At 52.3% G+C, this 23,032-nt stretch carries 16 protein-coding genes; 12 read left to right on the top strand and 4 right to left on the bottom strand.

All coding sequences use genetic code 11. The annotated features are described in order from the left end of the window. Positions 1-322: 322 nt before the first annotated feature. The 4 genes from A1355_RS03840 to A1355_RS03825 all read right to left on the bottom strand — a co-directional run bounded on the left by A1355_RS03840 (position 323) and on the right by A1355_RS03825 (position 3,540). Complete coding sequence (locus A1355_RS03840) at positions 323-682, bottom strand: hypothetical protein (RefSeq protein ID WP_064025169.1); 360 nt, start codon at positions 680-682, stop codon at positions 323-325. Then, positions 679-2,073, bottom strand: coding sequence for a DUF1173 family protein (locus A1355_RS03835; protein WP_064025167.1), 1,395 nt, complete (start codon positions 2,071-2,073; stop codon positions 679-681). The genes A1355_RS03840 and A1355_RS03835 overlap by 4 nt, the downstream gene beginning before the upstream one ends. Before the next feature lie 57 nt (positions 2,074-2,130). After that, a complete protein-coding gene (locus A1355_RS03830) occupies positions 2,131-2,439 on the bottom strand; it encodes a hypothetical protein (protein WP_064025164.1) in 309 nt (102 codons plus the stop codon). Positions 2,440-2,898: 459 nt separating this feature from the next. Further along, positions 2,899-3,540, bottom strand: coding sequence for a hypothetical protein (locus A1355_RS03825; protein WP_157197737.1), 642 nt, complete (start codon positions 3,538-3,540; stop codon positions 2,899-2,901). 196 nt (positions 3,541-3,736) lie between these two features. Between A1355_RS03825 and A1355_RS03820 the strand changes: the two genes are divergently transcribed. From A1355_RS03820 to A1355_RS03760, 12 genes are all read left to right on the top strand, one after another. After that, positions 3,737-4,654: a DNA-binding protein gene (locus A1355_RS03820; RefSeq protein ID WP_064025162.1), complete on the top strand. Its 918-nt coding sequence runs from the start codon at positions 3,737-3,739 to the stop codon at positions 4,652-4,654. Continuing rightward, on the top strand, positions 4,651-6,357 hold the full coding sequence (locus tag A1355_RS03815) for a phage integrase family protein (protein ID WP_082885345.1): 1,707 nt from the start codon (positions 4,651-4,653) through the stop codon (positions 6,355-6,357). Before A1355_RS03820 ends, A1355_RS03815 begins: the two co-directional genes overlap by 4 nt. Before the next feature lie 309 nt (positions 6,358-6,666). Further along, a complete protein-coding gene (locus tag A1355_RS24320) occupies positions 6,667-9,801 on the top strand; it encodes a DnaJ C-terminal domain-containing protein (protein ID WP_082885344.1) in 3,135 nt (1,044 codons plus the stop codon). 571 nt (positions 9,802-10,372) lie between these two features. Continuing rightward, positions 10,373-10,723 (top strand): hypothetical protein, encoded by a 351-nt coding sequence (locus tag A1355_RS03800; RefSeq protein ID WP_197471711.1) that lies wholly within the window; start codon positions 10,373-10,375, stop codon positions 10,721-10,723. A gap of 112 nt (positions 10,724-10,835) precedes the next feature. Beyond that, a complete protein-coding gene (locus A1355_RS03795; RefSeq protein ID WP_064025152.1) occupies positions 10,836-11,243 on the top strand; it encodes a nucleotidyltransferase domain-containing protein in 408 nt (135 codons plus the stop codon). 583 nt (positions 11,244-11,826) lie between these two features. Continuing rightward, positions 11,827-12,282 (top strand): chemotaxis protein CheW, encoded by a 456-nt coding sequence (locus A1355_RS03790; protein ID WP_064025150.1) that lies wholly within the window; start codon positions 11,827-11,829, stop codon positions 12,280-12,282. 154 nt (positions 12,283-12,436) lie between these two features. Continuing rightward, the gene (locus tag A1355_RS03785) at positions 12,437-13,699 is read left to right on the top strand and encodes a CheR family methyltransferase (protein ID WP_197471710.1); all 1,263 of its coding nucleotides are present in this window, start codon (positions 12,437-12,439) and stop codon (positions 13,697-13,699) included. Beyond that, the gene (locus tag A1355_RS03780) at positions 13,696-14,274 is read left to right on the top strand and encodes a chemotaxis protein CheW (protein ID WP_064025146.1); all 579 of its coding nucleotides are present in this window, start codon (positions 13,696-13,698) and stop codon (positions 14,272-14,274) included. Before A1355_RS03785 ends, A1355_RS03780 begins: the two co-directional genes overlap by 4 nt. Positions 14,275-14,355: 81 nt before the next feature. Beyond that, positions 14,356-16,083 carry a methyl-accepting chemotaxis protein gene (locus A1355_RS03775; protein WP_064025144.1) on the top strand — a complete coding sequence of 576 codons (1,728 nt, stop codon included), beginning with the start codon at positions 14,356-14,358 and terminating at the stop codon, positions 16,081-16,083. 31 nt (positions 16,084-16,114) lie between these two features. Beyond that, on the top strand, positions 16,115-18,304 hold the full coding sequence (locus A1355_RS03770; protein ID WP_064025142.1) for a hybrid sensor histidine kinase/response regulator: 2,190 nt from the start codon (positions 16,115-16,117) through the stop codon (positions 18,302-18,304). A gap of 132 nt (positions 18,305-18,436) precedes the next feature. Then, positions 18,437-19,543, top strand: a complete 1,107-nt coding sequence (cheB, locus tag A1355_RS03765; RefSeq protein ID WP_064025139.1) for a chemotaxis-specific protein-glutamate methyltransferase CheB — start codon at positions 18,437-18,439, stop codon at positions 19,541-19,543. Beyond that, positions 19,531-22,821, top strand: a complete 3,291-nt coding sequence (locus A1355_RS03760; protein WP_082885343.1) for a PAS domain S-box protein — start codon at positions 19,531-19,533, stop codon at positions 22,819-22,821. The genes cheB and A1355_RS03760 overlap by 13 nt, the downstream gene beginning before the upstream one ends. Positions 22,822-23,032: the final 211 nt, after the last annotated feature.

The following is a 23,032-nucleotide window of genomic DNA, read 5'->3' as shown; positions in this document are numbered from 1 at the left end:
CAAAGGCAGATGTTTTCGCTGTCATTAAGAAAAACAATAGACACGACTCCATGACGGATATCCTCGGTGTTCGCCGAAGAAACTCATCCCTTAATGACTACTTGCGTGCAGAGGGTGTGGAGATAAGCCAGTAAGCGATGTAGTACGAGCTGAAGCCGGTCAGAATGGCAATGAATGGCGAAAACGCGAAAAACGATCCAAGTAGTAGCCAAATGATTAAACTGATAGGTAACCCAACGATCAGTCGTTGGGTTTCGACAATCAGCACGTTTCTAATTTTGAAAAAATGTGCCATCGTGTTTCCTTCAAATCCCCAATCTTTTTAGTGTTCGTTACTCAACATCAAAATCCAGTCCGTCCAATAGAAAACCCAACGTCCTTGCGTGGGTTCGGACAAGGTCATTGATGTCTCGATGATCGAACGGCCGTCGCCATCGCAAACCGATAACCGAGATTGGCCACCGAGGCATCGCCACTCGATGCGGAGCCAAGGGTGTCGAAACGAGAGCGGCACCAGGTCGGACGCGACCCAATCCAATAGCCTGTTTCGTCCCGATTTTTCGGTCAACGCCTTGACTCCTGCGGTGATGCGTAGCGGACCCAGCGCGCTCTGGTAAAACCACTCTCCGTTGCCGACTACGCATTGGATGCGGACGATCCCGATGAAGGCGTTGGCCTTCATGCGTCGGGCAGCCCTGGATGCCGAGGATCCCAGATTAGCGAAGCGGTCTGGCTTTGCGCCATTAAGGCCCGAATCGCCTCGGCGCGTTCGTCGTTGGCATCCGCCTGGATGCTATATACGGCCGTGGGTGCTTCGGTGTCGACCAACACGACTGATGCTAACGGTTTTGTTCCGGCGAGGTTGTAACGCAAACACTTGGCAAACGAACGGCCGTGCATCACCAAATAGTCGAGTAAGCTCAGTTCGTCGGCCGTTTCGAAAGGGATCCACTGTGAAGAGACATTCATCAAACTGACGCTATCGAGTTCCGCATGGCCGGCTTGATTGATGGCAAACGTACCGATAATCATCAAATGACTGGATTCGATACCACGCCATAACAATAATTCGCTATCGAATTGCTTGATAAATCGCTTGTAGGTCTGTTCGTTAATAAAAAACGGGAATTCCGGCAAATGTTTCACGATGAGTTTGTGCCCGAATCGTGCTTCCTTGATTTCCTTCAGCTCGCCGATCAACAACCGAAACCGATGCAAGTTGTCCGCATACGACAAGGCTTTCGCGAGCCGGTCGTTGATTTCGTCTTTTTTATCGAGCACAAAGGTTTCCGGAATGAACACCCAGGTGTCTAGCGGACTGGATTTGGCGACTTTTCCGGCACACGCTTCCAGCAAGGCTTTGCGCAACCCATACCAATGACGCCGCGCTGCCGTGGCCGGCGTCCACCGGTGCCAACCGCTTTGTTCCCACAAGTAATGCAGCAATCCGCGCAAGCCGAGTTTTGGTTCGGACGCTACAATCGCGGTTGGCTTGGGTGACTGATCCGTCTCGGGCGGTGCGGGTGAAGTCCGGCTTTTTCCGGGCGCCAGCCGAAATTCGAACTTCAATTGGGTAATACCGGAATCCAGGTTCTCCCGAATGGCCGAACCGTACACCTGGCCCAAGCCGGACAACTCCGCCGGCGGCTCGTAAGATTCGCACCCTGGATGATGCCGCTCGCCGGAATTAGGCATGCGTTTGAGCCAATAGCGCTCGTGAGCGAAGGCGATATACAGCTCAACGCCACCGGTCGTGCATAGACAGAGGGGGCGCTGCTTGTCCGCATACGCCCGCCGCAAGATCGCTTGGAAGTCGGGGCTGTCGGCGGCAAACGCCAGTTCCCCCAGCGAGTAACGTGTCATGATGCCCCCCGGAATAGCGGAAATGTCGAGATCGGTTTCGGCATAACGCCCAGTCCCGCACGCCTGGCACGATACGTCCGGATGGTGAGTAGCGGGATCGCAACGGCGCGGATTGACGTGAATGATCGAGAATTCGCCCATTGAATCCGGATGGGTTGGCGCCGCGGCGACGCTCAAGGGATCCGCTTCGTCGTCCATTGTTTGGTCCATGAATAGCACCGGGAAAACTCAAGGTGCATCCCATGAAACATGGGATGCGGTGGGTAATTAACGCTTTAAGTGATCCACAATCAGATCACGCATTTCCAGGTAATCGACCCCTTCCGATTCGCAACAGGTCCGAAACGAAAAAGGTGTTTTGTCATCACTCATTAACCAAAGCCAGGACTCCGACTTTTCTTTGTCCGAGACCCGGTTATCCTTCAGCGAGCCCAACATCGCCAGTAACAAGCGATATCGCAACTCGCTGAACTCTTCTTCCGTGAATTGCGGTAATGCGTCCCAATCGATGACAAAAATATCGAACTGGTCCGGGTTGGGATACACCCGCCTCACAGGGGCTTTCTGCACTTTCATAGGCTCCTCCTAAATTCGACGGAGGAACGCCCCTAAACGGAGGATTCCCCCGTTTAGGGTTTAAAAAGACTGCCCGTGACCGGGAGTCGAATAAAAAACTGTTTATTTTGGGAGGCCAGCTACCTCGTGGAACGTTAGCGCGGTGAGTTATACCAAAAATCCAAAATAAAACCCGTTGGCTAAATGCATTTAAAATGCACTTTGCCAACGGGTCATAAACTGGATGGATTGTTAGGCGATGCGTTTGGCGGTGATGTCGGTTTGGCTGCTCACCTCTCGGATCTTCGCGTTAGTCTCTCCGATTAACGGCCGACAAGGCCAAGGCAAACAAAAAGCCACCCCAAATGATGGGGACAAACCAGTAATGCACAGTTGCAATTGCCTCGGGCGGAAAAACGGTTTCGGCCACTTCAGAAAATGCGTGTATTAGTGATTTCATCTTTCGTTGCTCAATCTGAATTACGCATCCTCGGTTTCCGCTTCCGCCTCGTCGACCTCCTCCGTCTCGGTCGTAATTTCGACACCTTTCTCCTTCAGAACCTGCTCGGCGATTTCAACCTCGTTCGATATGCCGCGCTTTTGGGCCTCACTGTAGGCGTTCTTGCGGATGCTGATAATCCGGCGAGCCAATTTTTGAATACGTCGTTGCCATTGATATTCGGCATCCGCCCGCTTTTCGTTTGGAAGTAAGTTGCTCAGCCATAAGGAATCGATTAATTGGATAACGTTGTCCATTTGCATCATCAGTGCGACGAATTGCGAGACTTGAGGTGATACAATATCGATATCGTAGTGGCCTGGATTACTGTATTTGGGAAATATGTCAATGCCATTGTCTTCGCGGAGTCTCTCCAAGCGTTGAATTTCATTGGCGAGATCTTCACTACAGCTTTCGATGAGTTTTGAAACGGCAGCCTGAACCAATTCGATATGCGCTTTTTCGCCGATGATATAGAGAATGGTGTCGATCATATACAGCGCCGACACGACGGACTTAAAATAGCGTTGGTAAACACGCTTGGTATATTCGCTATTGAGTTTAATTTGCTGAGTTAAACTCGGTCGGCTATAGATTTCTATTGCAATTTGCGATTCTGCCACGATGATCACCCTTCTAATGTCATTGGAAAGGTTTCCATGCTATCGCATTTGCCGAGCCCAACCCGTTGGCTAAATGCTTTTAAAATGCACTTTGCCAGCGGGTCGCATCGCCAACCGCTCGGTACAGTAGCCAACCTGCCTTGCATGCGCTGCATTTCATGCAATGATGGCGTCTTTCCTCTGGAAATTTTTAGTGATGCGCAAACAATCCGACACTTATACCCTGGCGTACGAATGCTGCGATACCGTTTTGATGGAAGACGGCCGCTTTCCAACCATTGAGGCGATTCGCGATCGGATCGGGGTCAACAGTCCAACGGTCATCAGCCGGGCAATCAAGGATTGGACGCTGCATTTTGTCGAAAAGCACCGGCAATCCTTTGAACGTCCGGATTTGCCGGTCGTGATGCTGGATGCCGCGACCGGGTTGTGGCAACTGGCCTTGAAAGAGGCGAATCAATCCTTCAGCGAGCAGCGACAAGCTTTAGAGCAACGTGCGGCCGAGGATCAAACGCTCATCGCCCAATTGCGGCAGCAATTACAGGAAGAGCAAAGCCGGTGGGAAGCCACCCTGGCTGAAATAGAACACCAGTTGGACGAACAAGTCGATCAAAATGCCGAACTGGTGCGCACGCTCGCCGATACCGAACGCACGTTAAAGGACACTGACGCTCAGTGGGTGACCACCCGCGAAGAATTGTCCCGCGCGGAAGGTAGCTTGACCGCCTTAAAATCGGCTCATGACGCTCAAACAAAAGAATGGTCTGATCGCTTCGATAAACAGCACAACTGGCATTTAGTCCGTATCGAGCAAGAAAAGGAGGCCGCCCGCGAGGGACAGGCGAAAACGATTGCATCGCTCAACCGCGCGTTGGAAGAAGCCAGGCTCGATCGAGCCACTTCGCAGGCGCGGATCAATCAATTGATGCAACAACTCAGCGATCGTCACGAGCACCAACTCAAATGGGAAGCCGACCTCGCCCAGTTGCGCGAGCAATTAGCGTCGCGCGACGCGGCGCTGCAGGCCGAGAAAGACAAAGTCAGTAAGTTACAAGAGTTGGTCCGGAAACAACGCCGTCCGGCTTCGTCAGTGTCTGGCAAGGTCGCCGGATGAACCCGACTGAACTGGCGCTATTGCGTGGTTGGATCCAGGGTTTATCTTGGCCCGTACTTGGGGAGTTGTATTTGGACGACGCCGGCGTCGCGCAAACCCGTCGTACGGTACTAACGCTGTGCCGCACCCTCGCGCGAAAAGCCGAATTATTGGATCTGTTATCCGATGCGGCCATCTGGCAACAGCCCCATCTGGGCAATGCCGACTGGATCGATAAAGCCTTGGCGTCTTTAGACCGCCTGAAATCCAAACCAGCCCCTCTGCCGAAGCCGGATGAACCGTGCGGCCGGTGGCTGCCATCGCCCGTCGCGGTGCGCCTGGCGCAAACAGAGAACCTCCACACCTTGACCCAGCTAGCGGATTTCGTCAATCAACATGGTCAGCGTTGGTGGACCCAAATCCCGCGTTTAGGCCAAACGTCGGCCGCGGAGATTCAAGCGTTTTTTGCCGAGCACGCCGACGTACTTAACCTCCATCTGGACTTAACTAAAAAGCGCCCGGCCCATCCGTCGTTACCGGCGGTTTCGTCCGGCATTGCCCCGATCGAGCGCTTCCGGCCGCCGGAACATCTCAGCGGGCAGTCCGGCTCGAACAGAGCCCCGGCGCCGCGGTGCTTGCTCGATGCCGGCAATGATTTCGAGGCGATTCTCGCGTGGTTGTCCATCTACGACACCGGGACGCCGACCCATCGCACCTACCGCAAGGAGATAGAGCGGTTTTTATTGTGGGCGATCTTTGAGCGCGGCAAGGCGATATCGTCACTGACCACGCCGGATTGCGCTGAATTCCGACGTTTCCTGGAAGATCCTCAACCGGCCGAACGCTGGATCGGTCCATCCGCCCAACGCTGGTCGCCGCAATGGAAGCCCTTTAAAGGTCCATTGAAACCCAGTAGCGCACGCCAAGCCGAGGTCATCCTCAGCGCCTGCTGCGACTGGTTGGTTGGGCAGCGCTATTTGGACAGCAACCCGTTCTCCGGATTAAACAAACGTGGCTACGGTCGGCGCCAGGGAACCGATCGAATACTGTCGCCCCCGCTTTGGGACCATCTGATCGACTATGCCGAACGACAAGCCGGCGCCTCAGCCTTAGCTAACCACAAGCCCGCCGATTACCGACGCACTTTGTTCATTCTCCGGTTTGCCTACCAAACCGGTTTGCGGCTGCACGAATTGACCAAAGCCAGACTCGGTGACCTGGAACGCCTGTCCGGTTACGATGGCGAGCAATGGTGGTTAAACGTCCTCGGTAAAGGCAAGGTACATCGCCAAGTACCGATCGCTCCGCGACTGATTGACGATATCAATGCGCATTTGCGAGACAGACAGCTTAAACCGATCGGTTACGCCGCACCGGACACCCCGATTATCGGCAAACTGCGCAAGCGCCTGAAAGATGCACCGGAAGATCAGGCCAGTGCCGCACTGCTCAGCGAGTCGGCGCTGTATCAAAAACTGAAAGGCTTTTTTGAAGAAGCCGCGGACGATATCAATCAAGCCGATCCGATCGCGGCCGAAAAAATTCGCAGAGCAAGCACCCATTGGCTGCGACATACGCACGGTAGCCACGCGGTCTACAAGGGCGTTCCCCTTGAAATAGTACGCGACAATCTAGGTCATAAAAACATCGCGACCACGTCAATATATGTGCATTCGGACAAAGACTCTCGTTATAAAGCCATATTGGGAATGACAGGCGATTAAGGCATTGATTGGCATTTGAGTGATTGGAATTGACCGCTTTCGGGTGATGAAAAAGAAGATCCGGCAGGCACTTCACGACCCACTCCGGCCGGCCGTGTTTCTCTAAAGCAGCCACTCAGTCAAATCCAGGTTCTGCGAAATAAAGAGCTACATTGCAGTCATTCACGGCTTCCCCCAGAGTCCAGTAGCGGAGTAAACGCTATGAATGCCTTGATCATGTAACCACCAGCTTTAATATTGAGTACGTGATGATGCTATCATCGTATCAAAATCATATTCTTAGTTTCATTTATCTGGCGTAAGTTTTATATGGCAAACATTGAAGTTAAAAAAGGATGGTTCGGAGGGCTAACCCTTGTCGACGCAATAAAACAGGCAAACTGGGGAGATGTCATAATCGTTGAGTCAGGTTATGAGCACACAGGCAGCATTATTATTAACGGAAACATAACATTACGTGCGAAGGAGTCAGGTACAGTATCTATAAGAGGAACAATCGAATTATGCGAAAAAGCCAATCTATATGGAATCAATGTTTCTACTACAAATGATAGTGCAATAAGGGCTGGGAATCTAAGTACTGTAGAAAATTGTGATATACAAAACTCCCATTCATCATACGCTGCCATAGTGGTTCGGCCTGGAGCAAATGTAAGAATAACCAATTCACATATTCATGACATTCTAAGTAATGGATTGTTTGTCATGAAAGAAGCCACTGCAGAGGTTTTTAACTGTACTTTTTCAAATATCAAACTCCCAGCGATCTTTTTGCAATATAAAAAAAGCAGGGTTTTTGCTAATAAATGTTCATTCAAAAACATTGATGAAAATGGTATTTGGTGTGTTGACAATGCGGAAATTTATTTAGAAAAATGTGATTTTTCCAATTGTATTTATCCTGCGGTTGGGTTAGGTGGAATGAGCAAGGGTGTTATTGATGACTGTGTTTTTTCTAACACAGTCTGTGGGGTATTTATAAGAGAAAAAAGCTCTGCAGACATTAATTATTGCAATTTCTTTAAATGCAAATCGGATGCCGTTACTTTAGATGGAATCGATTCGAAATCAATTTTAAGGCATTGTATATTTGAGGATAACTCGTCTTTAGCAATCAGAGTTATCAATGGAGCAAAAGCTTCATTAGACTGTTGCTCTTTTCCATCAGTTTTAGAGGTCGACAATTCTATATTTTATGATGCGGTCAGTAGTTTGACTATATCTAACTCCAGAAATAAACATAACCAACAAATTCAGTTCAATCGTTCACACGAAGAATCCCTGAATAGAAACTATGATCTCAAATACAACCTTGAGTTGGAATTGGGTGAGGCGCTATCTGGCTGCGAGTCGACAATCAGAGTACCTCGTGCCAATGGTGCAACGCAAACATTATTTGTCAAGATTCCGGCCGGCGTTGATACAGGAGACCGAATTCGCTTGGCTGGTGAGGGTGAGTCCCATTTTACTAGCAGTCCGCCGGCTGATCTTTATGTACAAATTCATATTAAACCGCATCATCTATTTACTAGAGATGGAATCCATCTACATTGCAAAGTTGAAATACCAGAAAATATCGCAAGAAATGGTGGAGAAATTGAGCTCGAAACCATTCAAAGTGGAAAATTAAAGTTAAAAGTACCGCCTAATACAAAATCTGAGCAAGTTCTCAGACTCAAAGGTAAGGGTGCGAGAAATATAAGAGATAATGAGATTGGTGACCTACATTGTACCGTTTATGTGAAAAGTAATTCTGAGGTTACTTCATTCAATAAAAATGATTCGACATCAGAAATCACGGATTTCAAATCAAATCCGAGTTCTGAACTTGATAAATTAATAGGATTAAAAACTGCGAAAACAGAACTGCAAAAATTAATTAATTTATCTTCCGTGCAAGCGAGAAGAAAGGAGCAAGGATTACCAGTTGCTCCCGTTTCGCTTCATATGGTCTTTACAGGTAATCCCGGTACAGGAAAAACTACCGTGGCTCGTTTAGTAGGCGGTATCTATAAGCAGCTCGGGCTTTTAGAAAGAGGCCATCTAGTTGAAGTCGATCGTGGAGGACTCGTTGCTGGATATATAGGACAAACGGCAATTCGAGTCCGAGAAGCAGTTAACAAAGCTTTGGACGGAGTTTTATTTATCGATGAAGCCTATTCATTGGCACAGGGTGGTCAACCTGATTTCGGTCAAGAAGCAATCGATACTTTACTCAAAGCAATGGAAGATAATCGAGACAGGCTTGCGGTAATAATTGCGGGCTATAGGGACCCAATTAGGAAATTTATTCAAACAAACCCAGGGCTAGAATCACGATTTACTCGATATGTTGATTTTGATGACTATAGCTCGGATGAGTTGATGGAGATATTTGCACAACTTTTGAGTTCCCATCATATGCTTTTATCTGAAGAAGCGCATAGAAAAGCAAAATCTAATTTTGAAACAATATATAGAGTTAGAAAGAATAACTTTGGGAATGCCCGAGTCATACGGACTTATTTTGAAACAGTTTTAGAGAAGCAAGCGGAAAGGCTAGCAAATAATATTGCTGCGGACACGTCGTTGATAGTTGCAGATGATTTGCCAGATGTGCATAGCAAAAAATCTAAGGACATTAATGATTTGCTTGAGGAACTGGACACTTTTGTTGGATTAGCAGAGGTAAAATACGAAATACGTAAGCTAGTAAATCTTTACAAGGCCAATCAAAAAAGAAAAGAAAATAATTTACCAATAACACCTGTATCGTTACATTTAGTGTTTTCTGGAAACCCCGGGACTGGAAAAACCTCAATAGCTCGATTGATCGGAGAAATATATGCAAGTTTAGATTTGCTTTCGAGTGGCCATGTCATAGAAGTTGATCGTAGTGGGTTAGTTGCGGGTTTTATAGGTCAAACAGCATTGAAAACACAGGAAACAATCAATGCGGCGTTAGATGGTGTATTATTTATCGATGAAGCGTATTCGCTATCTGAATCTTCAATTCAAAGCCCTGGTCATGATTTCGGTAAAGAAGCCATCGACACTTTGCTGAAAGGTATGGAAGATCATCGGGAAAGGTTAGCGGTTATCGTTGCCGGCTACCCAAAGCTAATGCAAAATTTCATTAATTCAAATCCAGGTCTTGAATCGCGTTTTACCAGATATTTAAAATTTGAAGATTATTCTGGAAATGACTTGACCAATATATTTTCTAAGTTCTGCCTTAATAATGGATTTGTGATTACCGATCAAGCGAAAATAGTGGCATCTAATATGTTTGATAGAGTATATGCGGAGCGTGGTGAAAATTTTGGTAATGGACGAACTGTCAGAAAAATCTTTGAATCCGCCATTGAAAATCAAGCCGAACGGTTAGCTAATGAAGAAAATGCCTCGCCAGTTGAAATTGTGGAGTCGGATCTTATTGCATGCTTCGGAAAATTATTTGTATAAGTGGCCGATTGGCGCAGAATTGAGAAAATAATGCTGCCAAATTGATAGGCGAAAACAGGACAGTCGGCTCAGTTATAAGATGCCTTAAATATTGAAATTGGGTTGTAACACTGTCTGGCTGGTTTTGGCCGTTGTGACGTAGTGATAATTTCAATCTGCTCGCCGAATACCGGACAGTCAACTGGGGTACAGGTTGCCTTAACTAACTAAATTGGAAAGTTACCCCGAAGGTCGGGTAATGGCCGAAACTGCGAATTCGCCGATTTCAACAAGCCAATCCCGATAGCTGCCATTCAAATTTGGATGATGTTGTAAAAGCCAAAGTCGCTGCCCGTTGCTGACTATCGCTTAATCTGATTCAATGGCCGCAATTTGATCAATTTCGGTTGTTGCTATTTATCACCGATGATATACGGAAAGGAAAATCATATGCAGATCAATAAACTATCTTGTAGTCGGGCTTTTTCCGGTAAATCTACAGAAACCATCTAATTCCTTGTTGGGCGTCAGCCGAATGCCGATAGCAATGCTCACGATCTCTGACTGGGGTAGCGCACAGGAACGCGACAAGATGATCGAGAGTCCTACCTGGCCAGAAATCGAGTCTGCCATTCGCGCGCTGAACAACGAGAATCTGAATGACCTGTATCTCCACCCAGAAAAGAATAATACGGAAACCTATCTTTGCATCGGCGGCGGTGCTGGTCGCTACGTTCTAACCGGTTCCATCAAAAACCAATCCTTCCCAACGTTAATTGATCCCAAGCGTTCAACTATGCCAAGCACTCAGTTGGTAGTTGGCGGCCAGTTGGGTGACTACCCAAGCAATTGGGTCATGGATCTTTGCACTACGCTGCAAACCGCGAAAGCGTTCTATGATGCAGGCGGGTTCAATTGCGGCGTTAATTGGCAGACAGCATGAGTCAGCCCTTGACGCCCAACAATCCAGTCAACCTGACCGCCGAACACCCGCTTTTAGGTTTCCTGCATCCGCCTCGCGCGGCATCCGGTTACTTTCATAGTTATGTTTCGTTATGAATGACGGACAAATCAAAACGTTCGTTCAGGAACTGGTTTCCGAGCTTGCCGGAATCGAATCTGTTTGGCTCTTCGGATCAAGAGCTAATGAGTCATTTCGCCCAGATTCTGATTGGGATCTAATGGTTTTCGCTGATCAAGAGGCTTTTGCGGCGCTAAGAAGGCAGAATCAGCTAAAAAACGAATATATTGATGTCATTATTGTAATTGATATGGAAACGTTTTCGGAACCATGGCCAGAAAACACAAGTAACTGTAAAAGTGGCGATTTTTCCACATGGGAGTGGGAAAGATATACCCCGGATTTGGCGAAATACACTTCAGTTAAGTACCTTAGCGACGATTGGTTTAAGAGCGGTCAATCCGAAATCAAAAGGCTTGTAGCAAAGCGGATATGGCCGTGAAACATAATACATCGCTCCAGCCGACGTTAAACGAGCAATTACTGACATATACCGGCCATTCAAAAACAACCCCAAAGGTCGGCAATTGGCCGTTGGACAACTTACAGAACAATCCGTAACTTACTGACGCAAACGACTCAATTCCGCTTATTCCAATCATCCCATGAACATCCATGGCCGGGAATACCTGTACGACCCGCATTTCACCGTTATTCTGGCGATCCAGAGTGTTTGGCCACATAAACCAGACAATCAATTAACGGCTTCGTGCAGTACGTCTCACCCAAATGAGGTTTTATCGGCGATAATGAGCGCATTATGACAAACGTTAATGCAATAAGAGAACGAAATTGAAAATTTCTAAGCCGGTGCTAAGCTTCTAACATCCATACGGTCGTGTACAGCAGAATCAGCCGTTCAATTGCTGGTTACGGATCGGCGCACGTTATTTGAGTTTTGCATAAGCACAGTGTAGCTGACTCTGTATTCCGGTGTACGAGTAAGCCTGGGTGTTATCTTTTCCAGGTAATACCCGTTTACTTTTTTACTTCGTTCTCCAAATCCGTGCTGGAGGTGTCATACAATGATGTTGTTGGTTTTCACCCTGGACGATTGGCGATATGCACTGGAGCTTTCCGGTGTGGAACGAGTGTACCGGTCCGCAGCTATAACCCCTCTACCTGAGGCGCCGGATATCGTTTTGGGTATTATCAATATCAAAGGTGCCGTGCTACCGGTTATGAATGTCAGGCGGCGCTTCCGCCTGCCGGAAAAACGATTGTCGCTGGACGACAGAATGATAGTCGCCCGCGCCGCCGAGCGTACGGTTTTGCTTCTGGTCGACAGCATCATGGGGGTCATCGACTGTACAGACGGCGATATCACCGCAGCGGACACCGTCATGCCCGGCTTCGATTTTGTTACAGGCGTGGTACGGCTTAAAGACGGTATGGTGCTGATCCACAATTTGTCCGGTTTTCTGGCACTGGACGAAGCGCGCACCTTGGATTTGGCTTTAGGGAATCTTCCCAATGAGTAGCGCCATAACCGCAAAAATTACTGTGCCGTCGCCTTTTAGCCGGTTTTTGGCACGCCATACGGGTTTATATTTCCCGCCGGAGCGCTGGCCCGATCTGATGAGCGGTATGGACAGAGCTGCGAGAGAGTTCGGCCTGCAGGATTCGGAGACTTGCATGCAATGGTTATTATCCACGCCTATGGACAGACATCGCGTCGAGATCCTGGCCCGCTATCTAACAGTGGCGGAAACCTACTTTTTTCGTGACCCGGCGGTCTTCGAAGCTCTGAAAACCAGTATTTTGCCGGGTCTGATTCAGTCCCGCCGCCTATCCCGGCAAACTCTCGACATTTGGTGCGCGGGCTGTGCGACAGGCGAAGAAGCTTATTCGCTGGCTATCCTTATGCAAAGGATACTGCCAGACTTCCAACAATGGCGAATTTCCCTGTCAGGTACCGACATCAACCCGCAGGCATTAGCCAAGGCCGAAGCGGGAGTGTATAGGGAATGGTCGTTTCGAAACCCACCGGTCTGGTTAAAAACCGGCTATTTCCGCGAAACCGCTACGGGATGCTACGAAATACTACCTTCCGTGCGGGACATGGTCCGATTCTCTTACTTCAATCTTATGGCGGATAGCGATTGGCCGCCGATTGGCGATAACGGCACTATGGACTTCATCTTCTGCCGGAACGTGTTGATGTATTTCCAGCCCGAATTGGCTGGGCGAGTGCTGAATAAGCTTTGCCGTTCGCTTGCTGACGGAGGATGGTTGATCATCGGCCCTTCGGAAGCCCCCATCACCGCGCCAGAGAATATGGAAAGACATTACTTTCCCGGCACTATTCTGTATCGCAAAAACCTTTCCACCACGGTCAGGAAACCTGCGGCGGCGCATACCGCGGCCCTTTTTCCGCCGAAACATACTGGTTTGGCGGCGGCCGGAGATCAAAAGCCATCCGTGTGGCAGCTGGCGGCAAAAACGGCGCGCAAACCGGCTAAAGGGCCGCCAGGGAGTCCCGGTCCGGTAATGCCGTTGTGCCAGCAAAAAAAACTTGGCGTGGCCGGACCGGAAGACACCCGGCGACCGAGCGGCGGGGAAACAGAACCCAGCGCAGGCGATGCCGACCGGTTAAGCCCGGGCCGGCAATATTTGCAAGCCGTCGAACTATTGGAACGGGGCCAAACCGAGGCCGGCGAGCAAGCGCTGAAACGGACCTTATACCTGGAGCCGGCTTTTACGCCGGCTTATTTCATGCTCGGTTGCTTGCTCAGGCGGCAGGGTAGGCATAAAGAAGCCGTTAAAAATTTCAAGAATGCGTTGCAGTTACTCGAAGCTTATCCCCCTGAACAAATCCTGCCGGAAGCCGAAGGCGTCACTGCCGGCCGGTTGGCCGAAATCATCCGCACTCTTAACGCCGGGGAGGAAAGCATATGAAAAAGGCAAGTTTCGATGGCTCGATTGATCTTGACGCCGATGCGCCGGAGCCGTATTCGCCGCGGCAAGCCGACTTAATTCTAAAAGCCCGGGCCGAGGAGCTGGCGCAAGCCGTGGAACAAGACGAAGAGTCGGCAAGTATCGAAGTGGTGACATTTTCGCTCGCCTACGAAACCTATGCTCTGGAAACCGCTTTTGTCAGCGAGGTATATCCTCTGAACGATCTGACGCCGCTGCCATGCACGCCGGCGTTCGTCGCCGGTATCGTCAACGTTCGCGGTCAGGTGATTTCGGTGGTGGACATCAAAAAGTTTTTCGATTTGCCGGCCCGCGGACTGACCGATCTGAACAAGGTGATTGTGATCGGCAGCGGCATGATGAGGTTCGGCATCATGGCGGACGCCATTTTGGGGGTCAGGAATATCCCCATACGGACAATACAGCCAGGATTGCCGACCTTGACCGGCGTTCGCGCGGATTATTTGCGCGGGATCGCCGCGGACCGGCTGGTGATTCTGGACGCGGCAAAGCTGTTGACGGACGGCAAAATCGTCGTCCATGAAGAAGTTGCTTAGCGTAGCCGGCCATCGTGCGGAAATGGACATAAACCGGATGCAATCGCCGTGAAAGATATACTGAAATAGGGGGCTTACAACATGAAATTCTCAATCGGCTCGAAACTGTGGACGGGTTTTACCTCCATTTTGATAGTTCTGCTGGCGGTCGGCGGCATTTCCTACCAGAACAACGCAAAACTGAACGAAACCGCGCATTGGGTCACCCACACCTATCAGGTGCTGACCAAGCTGAATGAAATGCTCTCGGCAATTCAAGATGCCGAAACCGGCCAGCGCGGTTACCTGATTACCGGCGAGGAGCGCTATTTGGCCCCCTATCAGGCGGCCGTTCCCAATATCGGCAGGCTGCTGACGGAAATCAAGCAACTGACGGCGGACAACCCTGGCCAGCAACACCGTCTGGAACAGATCGACGCCATGATCGACGGCAAACTCGACGAACTCAAGGAAACCATAGACCTGCGCCGAAACAAAGGATTAGATGCCGCCTTGCCTGTGGTACTGTCGGATAAAGGCAAGCGTCTGATGGACGAGCTGCGGGCGGTGGCTCGGGAAATGGAAAATCAGGAGAACGAATTATTGCGGGAACGCGAGCAAGAAACCGCCCTTAGTTCGCAACAGACCGTCGCTTCCATCGTCTTCGGCTTTTTACTGGCCGGCGCACTGGTGATCGGTAACGCCCTTTTCCTGAGTTGGCATATCTCCAAGCCCCTGAAACTGATCGCGGATAGTGCCGAACGCATCGCCATCGGCGATTTGTCCGTCAGCTTCGACCTCAGCCGGCGCAGCGATGAAGTGGGGGCGCTGATGCGGATCTTCGCCGCCATGCTCCGGTCGCTGCAGGATATGGCCGGTATCGCCAAACAGATCGCGGCGGGCGATCTGACGGTACAGGCCAGGGCGCAATCGGAAAAAGACATCCTGGGTAATGCGTTTGCCGCCATGGTGAACAATTTGCGCAATCTCACCCTGGAAATTCGCGACGGCGTGAATGTGCTCTCCGCATCTTCGTCCGAAATATTGGCGACGACGACCCAGGTTGCCGCCAGCACCGCTGAAACCGCGACAGCGGTCAGCCAGACTACCGTGACGGTGGAGGAAGTCAAACAAACCGTGCGGCTGGCCGATCAAAAGGCCAAGCTGGTTTCGGACAGCGCCCAACAGGTGGCGAAGATCTCGCAAGCCGGGCTGGAGGCTGTCGAGGAACTGATCTCGGGCATGGGACGTATCCGCGAACAAACTGCGGCGGCGGCGGAAAGCATCGTCAGGTTGAGCGAACAAAGCCAGGCCATCGGAGAAATCATTCTCACCGTCAACGATCTGGCCGAACAATCCAATTTACTGGCGGTCAATGCCGCTATCGAGGCCGCCAAGGCTGGCGACCAAGGCAAAGGCTTCGCAGTCGTGGCTCAGGAAATCAAGAGTCTGGCGGAGCAATCCAAACAAGCCACGACCCAAGTGCGCGCCATCCTCGGCGATATTCAAAAAGCCACCGGGGCTACGGTGATGGCCATCGATTTGAGCGACAAAGCCGTGGCGGCGGGTGTAGGGCAATCCGATGCGGCCGGAGAAGCCATCCGCATGCTGGCGGACAGTATCGACGAGGCGGCTCAAGCCGCGCTGCAGATAGCGGCATCGAGCCAACAGCAATTAGTAGGCATGGATCAGGTGGCGCTGGCGATGGAAAATATCAAACAGGCCAGCTCGCAAAACATGGCCGGTACCGGACAGGCGGAATCCGCCGCGCAAAACCTGCATGAACTAGGGCTCAAACTGAAGCAGTTGATGGGCCGGTACAAGGTTTAAGGACTTTCCGCAAACTCCACGGGAACCGCCGATGTCCGAACAAGAAAGCGAGTTTCTCCAGCGCTTGCTGGCGACTTTCAATATCGAGGCGCAAGAGCATGTCGAGGCGCTGTTCGCCGGGATAGCCGAACTCGAAAAGTGCCCGGATGAAACCCGGCAGGCCGAACTGATAGAGGCCGTGTTCCGCGAAGCGCACAGTCTAAAGGGCGCGGCCCGCGCGGTGAATCTGATACCGGTCGAAACAGCTTGCCAGGCACTGGAAACCGGTTTCGCCGCGATGAAAAACAAAAATTCCGCCTTGACGGCCGAGCTGTTCGACAGCCTGTATACCGCTATCGGCAAGCTGAGCGAACGGCTGGGTCTACCGCAAATAGATAGAATTACAGCAGTGCCGGTCGAGATACCCGCGCCGCACCCGGAAACCCAAACGATAACATCGGTTAAGCCGCCCGCTCGCGGTTCGGCGGAAAAATTATCGATGGCGGGAACGGTCAGAATCGCCTCGGCAAAGCTGGATTCCATTTTTTTGAAATCGGAAGAAATGTTGGCGGCCAAGTTCTTGGCGCAACAACGCCAACAGGACATCATAACCCTTCAGGCTATGGCGGCCTCGTGGAGCAAGCAGTGGAGCAGAACCGTTAGCCGCCCAGAGTTTTACAGTAACTTGTCGAAACAGCCGCAAGGCTTGGAATTGATCGAGCAAAATACCGCCTTCATCAAATCGCTGAATTATCGGCTCGACGCCGCGGTAAAAGCCGCCAGACAAGATCAGCACTTGTTGGGGAGGATGGTGGACGATCTGCTGGAAGACATGAAAAAAGCCCTGATGCTGCCTTTTTCGGCGCTGATGGAAATCTTCCCCCGGCTGGTGCGCGATCTCGCCAAGAGCAGCGGCAAAGACATAGTCCTGAATATCAGTGGCGGCGAAATCGAGGCCGACCGCAGGATATTGGAGGAAATCAAGGATCCCTTGATTCATATTCTACGCAATTGCGTCGACCATGGCATTGAACTGCCGGATATCCGGGCTAACCTTGGAAAATCGCCGTGCGGCACCATCGGCATCGCGATTTTGCCGCGTAGCGGTAATCGGATCGAAATCGACATCTCCGACGATGGTGCCGGGATAGATACCACTAAGGTAAAAGCTGCCGCTACCCGGCTGGGTATACTGGAACGGGAACAGGCTTCCAGGCTGGAAGACCATGTATGTGCCGAACTGATTTACCGGTCCGGGGTTTCCACCAGCCCTATCATCACCGAAATTTCCGGCCGCGGCCTGGGGCTAGCCATCGTCCGCGAGAAAATAGAAGGATTGGGGGGCTGTGTTGCGGTCGAGACGCAGCCGGGCAACGGAACTGTTTTCCGCATCGAGCTGCCGCTTACTCTCGCTACTTACCGCGGCATCGCCGTCCGCGTGGGCGAACAAACCTTCGTCTTGCCGACCGGCAATGTAGAACGTTGTATGAGAATTCGCCGGGACGATATTCGTACCGTGGAAAACCGCGAAACCATCCTGTTCCGAGATGAAACACTGTCCCTATCGTGGCTGAGTGAAGTGCTGGGCATGCCCGAACGCACGGCCGGCGGCGAAGCCCTGTATCAGCTGCTGGTCCTGAAAATGGGTGGAAAACGAATGGCATTTATCGTGGATGAAGTGCTCGGCGAACAGGAAGTACTGGTGAAAAGCTTGGGGCCGCAGCTCGCCAGAGTCCGTAACATAGCTGCCGCTACCATCCTCGGTTCGGGTAAGTTGGCACCCATCTTGAATGTTTCCGATCTGCTGAAATCCGCGCAGCTGGCGGCACAAACCGGCTCCAGGCGAACCGCCGACTTCAAAACCGACGGACCAACGCCCACGAATTCGGTATTGGTGGTGGAAGATTCGGTCACCGCGCGCAGCTTGCTGAAGGGTATTCTGGAGATGGCCGGATACAAGGTCACCACCGCAAACGATGGTGCCGAGGGCCTGACTCAATTGCGTAGCGGCGAATTCGACCTCGTGGTCTCCGACGTGGATATGCCGCGCATGAACGGCTTTGATTTGACCGCGAAGATCCGTGCCGACAAAAGGCTGGCCGATTTGCCGGTAGTACTGGTGACGGCGCTGGAATCGCGCGAGGACAAAGAACGCGGCATCGAAGTCGGCGCCAACGCTTATATAGTGAAGGGCAGTTTCGAGCAAAGTAATTTATTGGATATAGTCCGTAGACTTATCTAGCAACGATCCTTAAATAACAAATACAAAAAAATGAAACCGCGCAAATTATTGTACTCCCCCGTAGTCAAGTATCGACCCAATATGCCGAAACAATCAGGACATAAACATTAATGTGGCCGGTCGGAGAGAATAATGACTAATCGCATCATCGGCACTACCGGCCCCATCAGATTATTGATAGTGGAGGATTCGCCTTCGATACGCGAGTTTCTGGTTTATCTGTTTGCCTCCGATCAGGAAATACGAGTCATAGCCACGGCCAACGACGGCGAAGAAGCCCTGGCGGCGGTCAGGGATAGAAGTCCCGATGTCATCACCATGGATCTGCACATGCCGAAAATGGACGGTTACGCCGCGACCCGCGCCATCATGGAAAGCTTTCCGACCCCCATCGTTATCGTCACCGGCAGTACTTCCGCCGGCGAGCTGGCGACTACCATCAACGCGTTGGAAGCGGGAGCATTGGCCGTTGTTAAACGGCCGTATGGCATCCAACATCCGGATTACGCAAAGACGGCGAGAGAACTGATTCAGACCGTCAAGCTGATGTCGGAGGTCAAGGTCGTCAAACGTTGGACGCCGCGAAAAAAAACCACATCGCTAGCCGATAGGCCGATTGTACTGGAAGCCGGCCCCAACTGCCCGCAGATTCGACTGGTAGCGATAGGTTCGTCCACCGGCGGCCCGCAGGCCTTACAACAGATATTGGCAAAACTGCCGAAGAACTTTCATGCGCCGATACTCATCGTCCAACATATTGCGGCGGGTTTCACCGAAGGTCTGGCCCAATGGCTCGCGGAGGCCGCGGGCTTTCCGGTAGAGGTGGCGACCGATGGGCAGCAAATTTTGCCTGGCCGCGCCTATCTGGCACCCAACGGCTTTCAGACGACGGTGGACGGCCACGGGCGGATCGCACTGCTGGGAAGCGGACCGGAGAACGGTCACCTGCCGTCGGTGTCCGCGTTGTTTCGTTCGGTGGGGGTTGCTTATGGAGCGAACGCCGTTGCGGTGCTCCTCACCGGCATGGGCCGGGACGGCGCCGTCGAGCTGGGTTTGATGAAAGCGAATGGAGCGGTCACGATCGCTCAAGACATGGAGAGTTGCATCGTCCATGGCATGCCGGGCGCGGCCATCGAACTTGGCGGCGCGACGTATGTGCTGCCGCCGGAAAAAATCGCCGCGATGCTGACAAATCTGACCAATAACCGGAAATTGGAGAAAAGCCCATGGCACCAATGATCAACCCAAGCGACGGCGCCGGTATTCTAATCGCGGAGGATAGCCGCACTCAGGCCGAACAGCTGCGTTTTCTGCTGGAGCAGCACGGCTATCGGGTTAGCGTCGCCGCCGATGGCAGACAGGCGCTAATGGCGGCGCAGGCGCAAAAACCGGATCTGATCATCAGTGACATTATGATGCCGGGGATGAATGGTTACGCCTTGTGCAAGGCTATCAAGTCCGACGAAAACCTGAAGGAAACGCCGGTGATTCTGGTTACTTCGTTGTCGGATACCGAGGATGTGATTCGCGGACTTGAGTGTGGGGCGGACAACTTCATCCTCAAACCGTACAACGAAAGCTATCTGCTCAATCGCGTGCAGTTCGTGCTCCTGAACAAAGAGATAAACCAATCCCGGCGGCTGGGCATGGGGGTGGAAATCTTCTTCAACGGACAGCAACACTTCATTACATCCGACCGCATGCAGATTCTAAACCTGCTGCTGTCAACCTACGAAGCCGCCATTCAGCGCAACCGGGAGTTAAGCCTGGCCCGGCAATCGCTCAGCGAAGGCGAGCAGCGCCTAAGAACAATACTGGATGCGGCGCTGGACGCGGTGGTCTGCACGGATGCACTAGGCCAGGTCACAGACTGGAATCCCGAAGCCGAGCGAACATTCGGCTATTCGCGGGCCGAAGCGATGGGCAAACCCATCGTCAGCCTGATCGTTCCGCACTTGAGCCGCGATACGCACTGGCGCGACCTCGAAGACATTCTAAAAACCGGCGAAGGTGCCCTGCTGGGAAAACGCGTTGAGGTCACCGCCAGACGGGCGGATGGCAGCGAATTCCCCATCGAAATGGCCATGGTGGCCATTCGGTGCGAAAACAGCCTGTTTTTCAGCGTGCTTTTACGCGACATCACCGATCGCAAGCAGGCCGAGGAGCAGTTGCGCAACAGCGCCGCGCGCATCAGTGCGATTCTGGAAACCGTGGTGGACGGCATCATCACCATCAACGAACACGGCATCGTCGAGACTCTCAATCCCGCGGCCGAGCGTATTTTCGGTTATGCCGGCGCCGAAATCGTCGGACAAAATGTCGGGATGCTGATGCCCGAGCCTTTTCGTAGCGAACACGCCGGCTACCTCGAACATTACCTGGAAAACGGCGAGGCGCGCATTATCGGCAGGGAACGTGAAATTCTGGGACAACGCAAGGACGCCAGCACGTTCCCGCTGGAGTTAGTAGTCAGCCAAATGTGGTTGGGCGACGAACGCTATTTCACCGGTCTGGTGCGCGATATCACCGAGCGCAAACAAATCGAAAGCCAGCTGATTGCCGCCAAGGAAGCGGCATTGCAGGTAAGTGCCGCGAAATCCGCTTTCCTGGCCGCGATGAGCCATGAGATTCGCACACCGATGAACGGTGTCATCGGCATGGTCGATTTGCTGCATCAAAGCAGTCTCAAGGGCTATCAGGTGGAAATGGTCGAGTTGATACGCGAATCCGCCTATTCGCTGCTGAGCATCATCGACGATATCCTCGATTTCTCCAAGATCGAAGCCGGCAAGCTGGAGATCGAAAGCGCGCCGATGCCGGTGGCGGATGTCGTCGAGAAAGTGTGCGCCATGCTCGACCACTTTGCGAATAAAAAAAAGGTGGAACTCACCCTGTTCACCGATCCGGCGATTCCCGCCGCAGTTTTGGGCGATGCGGCGCGCTTACGCCAAGTGTTGATCAATCTTACCAATAACGCTATTAAATTTTCCGGGGGGCAGGAACGGCCGGGCAGAGTATCGGTAAGGGCCGTGCTGGCCGAGCGTCATCCTGATCTGGCCGTGGTGGAAATCCGCGTGACCGACAACGGCATCGGCATGGACGAAAAAGCCCTGTCCGGCCTGTTCACGCCTTTCGCCCAGGCCGACGTGTCGACCACCCGGCGATTTGGCGGTACCGGGCTTGGTTTGGCCATTGTCAACCATCTGGTAACACTGATGGGCGGGACGATTTCAGTGCGTAGCGCGCCGAGCGAAGGTTCCACTTTCTGCGTCCGCCTACCCTTTATGCCATTGCCGGACCAGACCGATGCGGGAAAAACCAACTTTCCGGTCCATGGCTTGTCGTGTCTGGTGGTGGGAAGCTCGCCCGGTTTGGCCGACGATGTCGCCGCTTATCTCACTGACGGCGGCGCAAGCGTGGAGAGGGCGCCGACTCTGACGGTAGCGCGGCAACACCTCGGCGCAGGGACGCCCGGCCTGTGGGTCTGGGTTATCGACAGCGCGGACGGCCTAATGCAGCCGGACGAACTGCGCGCAATCGCCTGTATCCGGCCGAAGCAGGAAATCCGTCTGGTCGTCATCGAGCGGGGCCAGCGCCGTAAACCTCGCTTGCAGGATATCAACCTAGTGCGGGTGGACGGCAATGTCCTGGCGCGGGCAACCGTTCTTAAGGCAGTCTCTATCGCCGCCGGACGCGCTCTGGCGGAAAAAGAGACACTGTTGCCGGACAAGCCCGAAACGGCGTTCCATGCGCCTCAGCGCTCATCGGCCTTGCTGCAGGGGCGGCTGATTCTAGTGGCCGAAGACAACGAAACCAATCAAAAGGTGATTCAGCGCCAACTCGCATTGCTCGGGTTTGCCGCGGATGTCGTCGGCGATGGCCGCCAAGCCCTGGAGCGTTGGCTTACCGGCGACTACGCATTGTTGTTGACTGACCTGCATATGCCGGAAATGGACGGCTATGAATTGACCGAGGCCATTCGCGCCGGAGAATCCGGCAAGCCCCCTATCCCCATCGTCGCCCTTACCGCTAACGCCTTGAGGGGTGAGGCCGAACATTGCCGAGCCCTCGGCATGGACGGCTATCTGACCAAGCCGGTGCAATTGGCGCAGCTAAAAGCCATGCTGGACAAATTGCTTCCCGGCACGATCGCCTCAAGTCCGGACTTGCCGCCCGCATCCGCCACGCCAGTGGTAGTGAGCATGCTCAAGGAGCTGGTGGGAGACGATCCGGCCGTCATCAAAGATTTCCTGAACATTTTCCGGACCGGCGCGATTGAAACGGTGACGGAAATGAAAGCCGCTTGCGAGAATGGGCAGGCGGCGCAAGTCGCAGCACTGGCGCATAAGCTCAAATCCTCGGCGCAGTCGGTGGGAGCGCTGGCTCTGAGCGCGCTCTGCGCCGAAATGGAACAGGCCGGCAAGGCGGGACAACTCGAGGTATTGGCAGCGCTATTGCCGCGCTTCGAGGCGGAAATGGCGGCGGTGAGCAGCTATCTGGACATCGTCGGGCTATAGCAATGCGCATTAACCGTCACATTGAATATGCCAAGCCGTTGATACGGATTGAATGGTTGTCTAAGGTCCATAAATAAACGCAGCCATTTCGAATTGGCGAAACTCGACACCGGTCCAACCATCCAAAACTTAATGCGCGTTCAAAACCCACGTTGCCGCCAAATTTTACGGGCTAAATTCGGTGCCATAATTGCCTAGGAGCCTGTCGGAC

Source organism: Methylomonas koyamae, from assembly GCF_001644025.1.
Lineage (GTDB): Bacteria > Pseudomonadota > Gammaproteobacteria > Methylococcales > Methylomonadaceae > Methylomonas > Methylomonas koyamae_A.
The sequence above is the reverse complement of the archived record's forward strand: the minus strand, read 5'-3'. Positions and strand labels throughout refer to the sequence as shown.

Bases quoted from the DNA above. Each gene is read 5' to 3' on its own strand.
- A1355_RS03840 (WP_064025169.1), bottom strand. From the start codon at position 682: ATGAAGGCCAACGCCTTCATCGGGATCGTCCGCATCCAATGCGTAGTC.
- A1355_RS03835 (WP_064025167.1), bottom strand. From the start codon at position 2,073: ATGGACCAAACAATGGACGACGAAGCGGATCCCTTGAGCGTCGCCGCG.
- A1355_RS03830 (WP_064025164.1), bottom strand. From the start codon at position 2,439: ATGAAAGTGCAGAAAGCCCCTGTGAGGCGGGTGTATCCCAACCCGGAC.
- A1355_RS03820 (WP_064025162.1), top strand. From the start codon at position 3,737: ATGCGCAAACAATCCGACACTTATACCCTGGCGTACGAATGCTGCGAT.
- A1355_RS03815 (WP_082885345.1), top strand. From the start codon at position 4,651: ATGAACCCGACTGAACTGGCGCTATTGCGTGGTTGGATCCAGGGTTTA.
- A1355_RS24320 (WP_082885344.1), top strand. From the start codon at position 6,667: ATGGCAAACATTGAAGTTAAAAAAGGATGGTTCGGAGGGCTAACCCTT.
- A1355_RS03800 (WP_197471711.1), top strand. From the start codon at position 10,373: ATGATCGAGAGTCCTACCTGGCCAGAAATCGAGTCTGCCATTCGCGCG.
- A1355_RS03795 (WP_064025152.1), top strand. From the start codon at position 10,836: ATGAATGACGGACAAATCAAAACGTTCGTTCAGGAACTGGTTTCCGAG.
- A1355_RS03790 (WP_064025150.1), top strand. From the start codon at position 11,827: ATGATGTTGTTGGTTTTCACCCTGGACGATTGGCGATATGCACTGGAG.
- A1355_RS03785 (WP_197471710.1), top strand. From the start codon at position 12,437: ATGCAATGGTTATTATCCACGCCTATGGACAGACATCGCGTCGAGATC.
- A1355_RS03780 (WP_064025146.1), top strand. From the start codon at position 13,696: ATGAAAAAGGCAAGTTTCGATGGCTCGATTGATCTTGACGCCGATGCG.
- A1355_RS03775 (WP_064025144.1), top strand. From the start codon at position 14,356: ATGAAATTCTCAATCGGCTCGAAACTGTGGACGGGTTTTACCTCCATT.
- A1355_RS03770 (WP_064025142.1), top strand. From the start codon at position 16,115: ATGTCCGAACAAGAAAGCGAGTTTCTCCAGCGCTTGCTGGCGACTTTC.
- cheB (WP_064025139.1), top strand. From the start codon at position 18,437: ATGACTAATCGCATCATCGGCACTACCGGCCCCATCAGATTATTGATA.
- A1355_RS03760 (WP_082885343.1), top strand. From the start codon at position 19,531: ATGGCACCAATGATCAACCCAAGCGACGGCGCCGGTATTCTAATCGCG.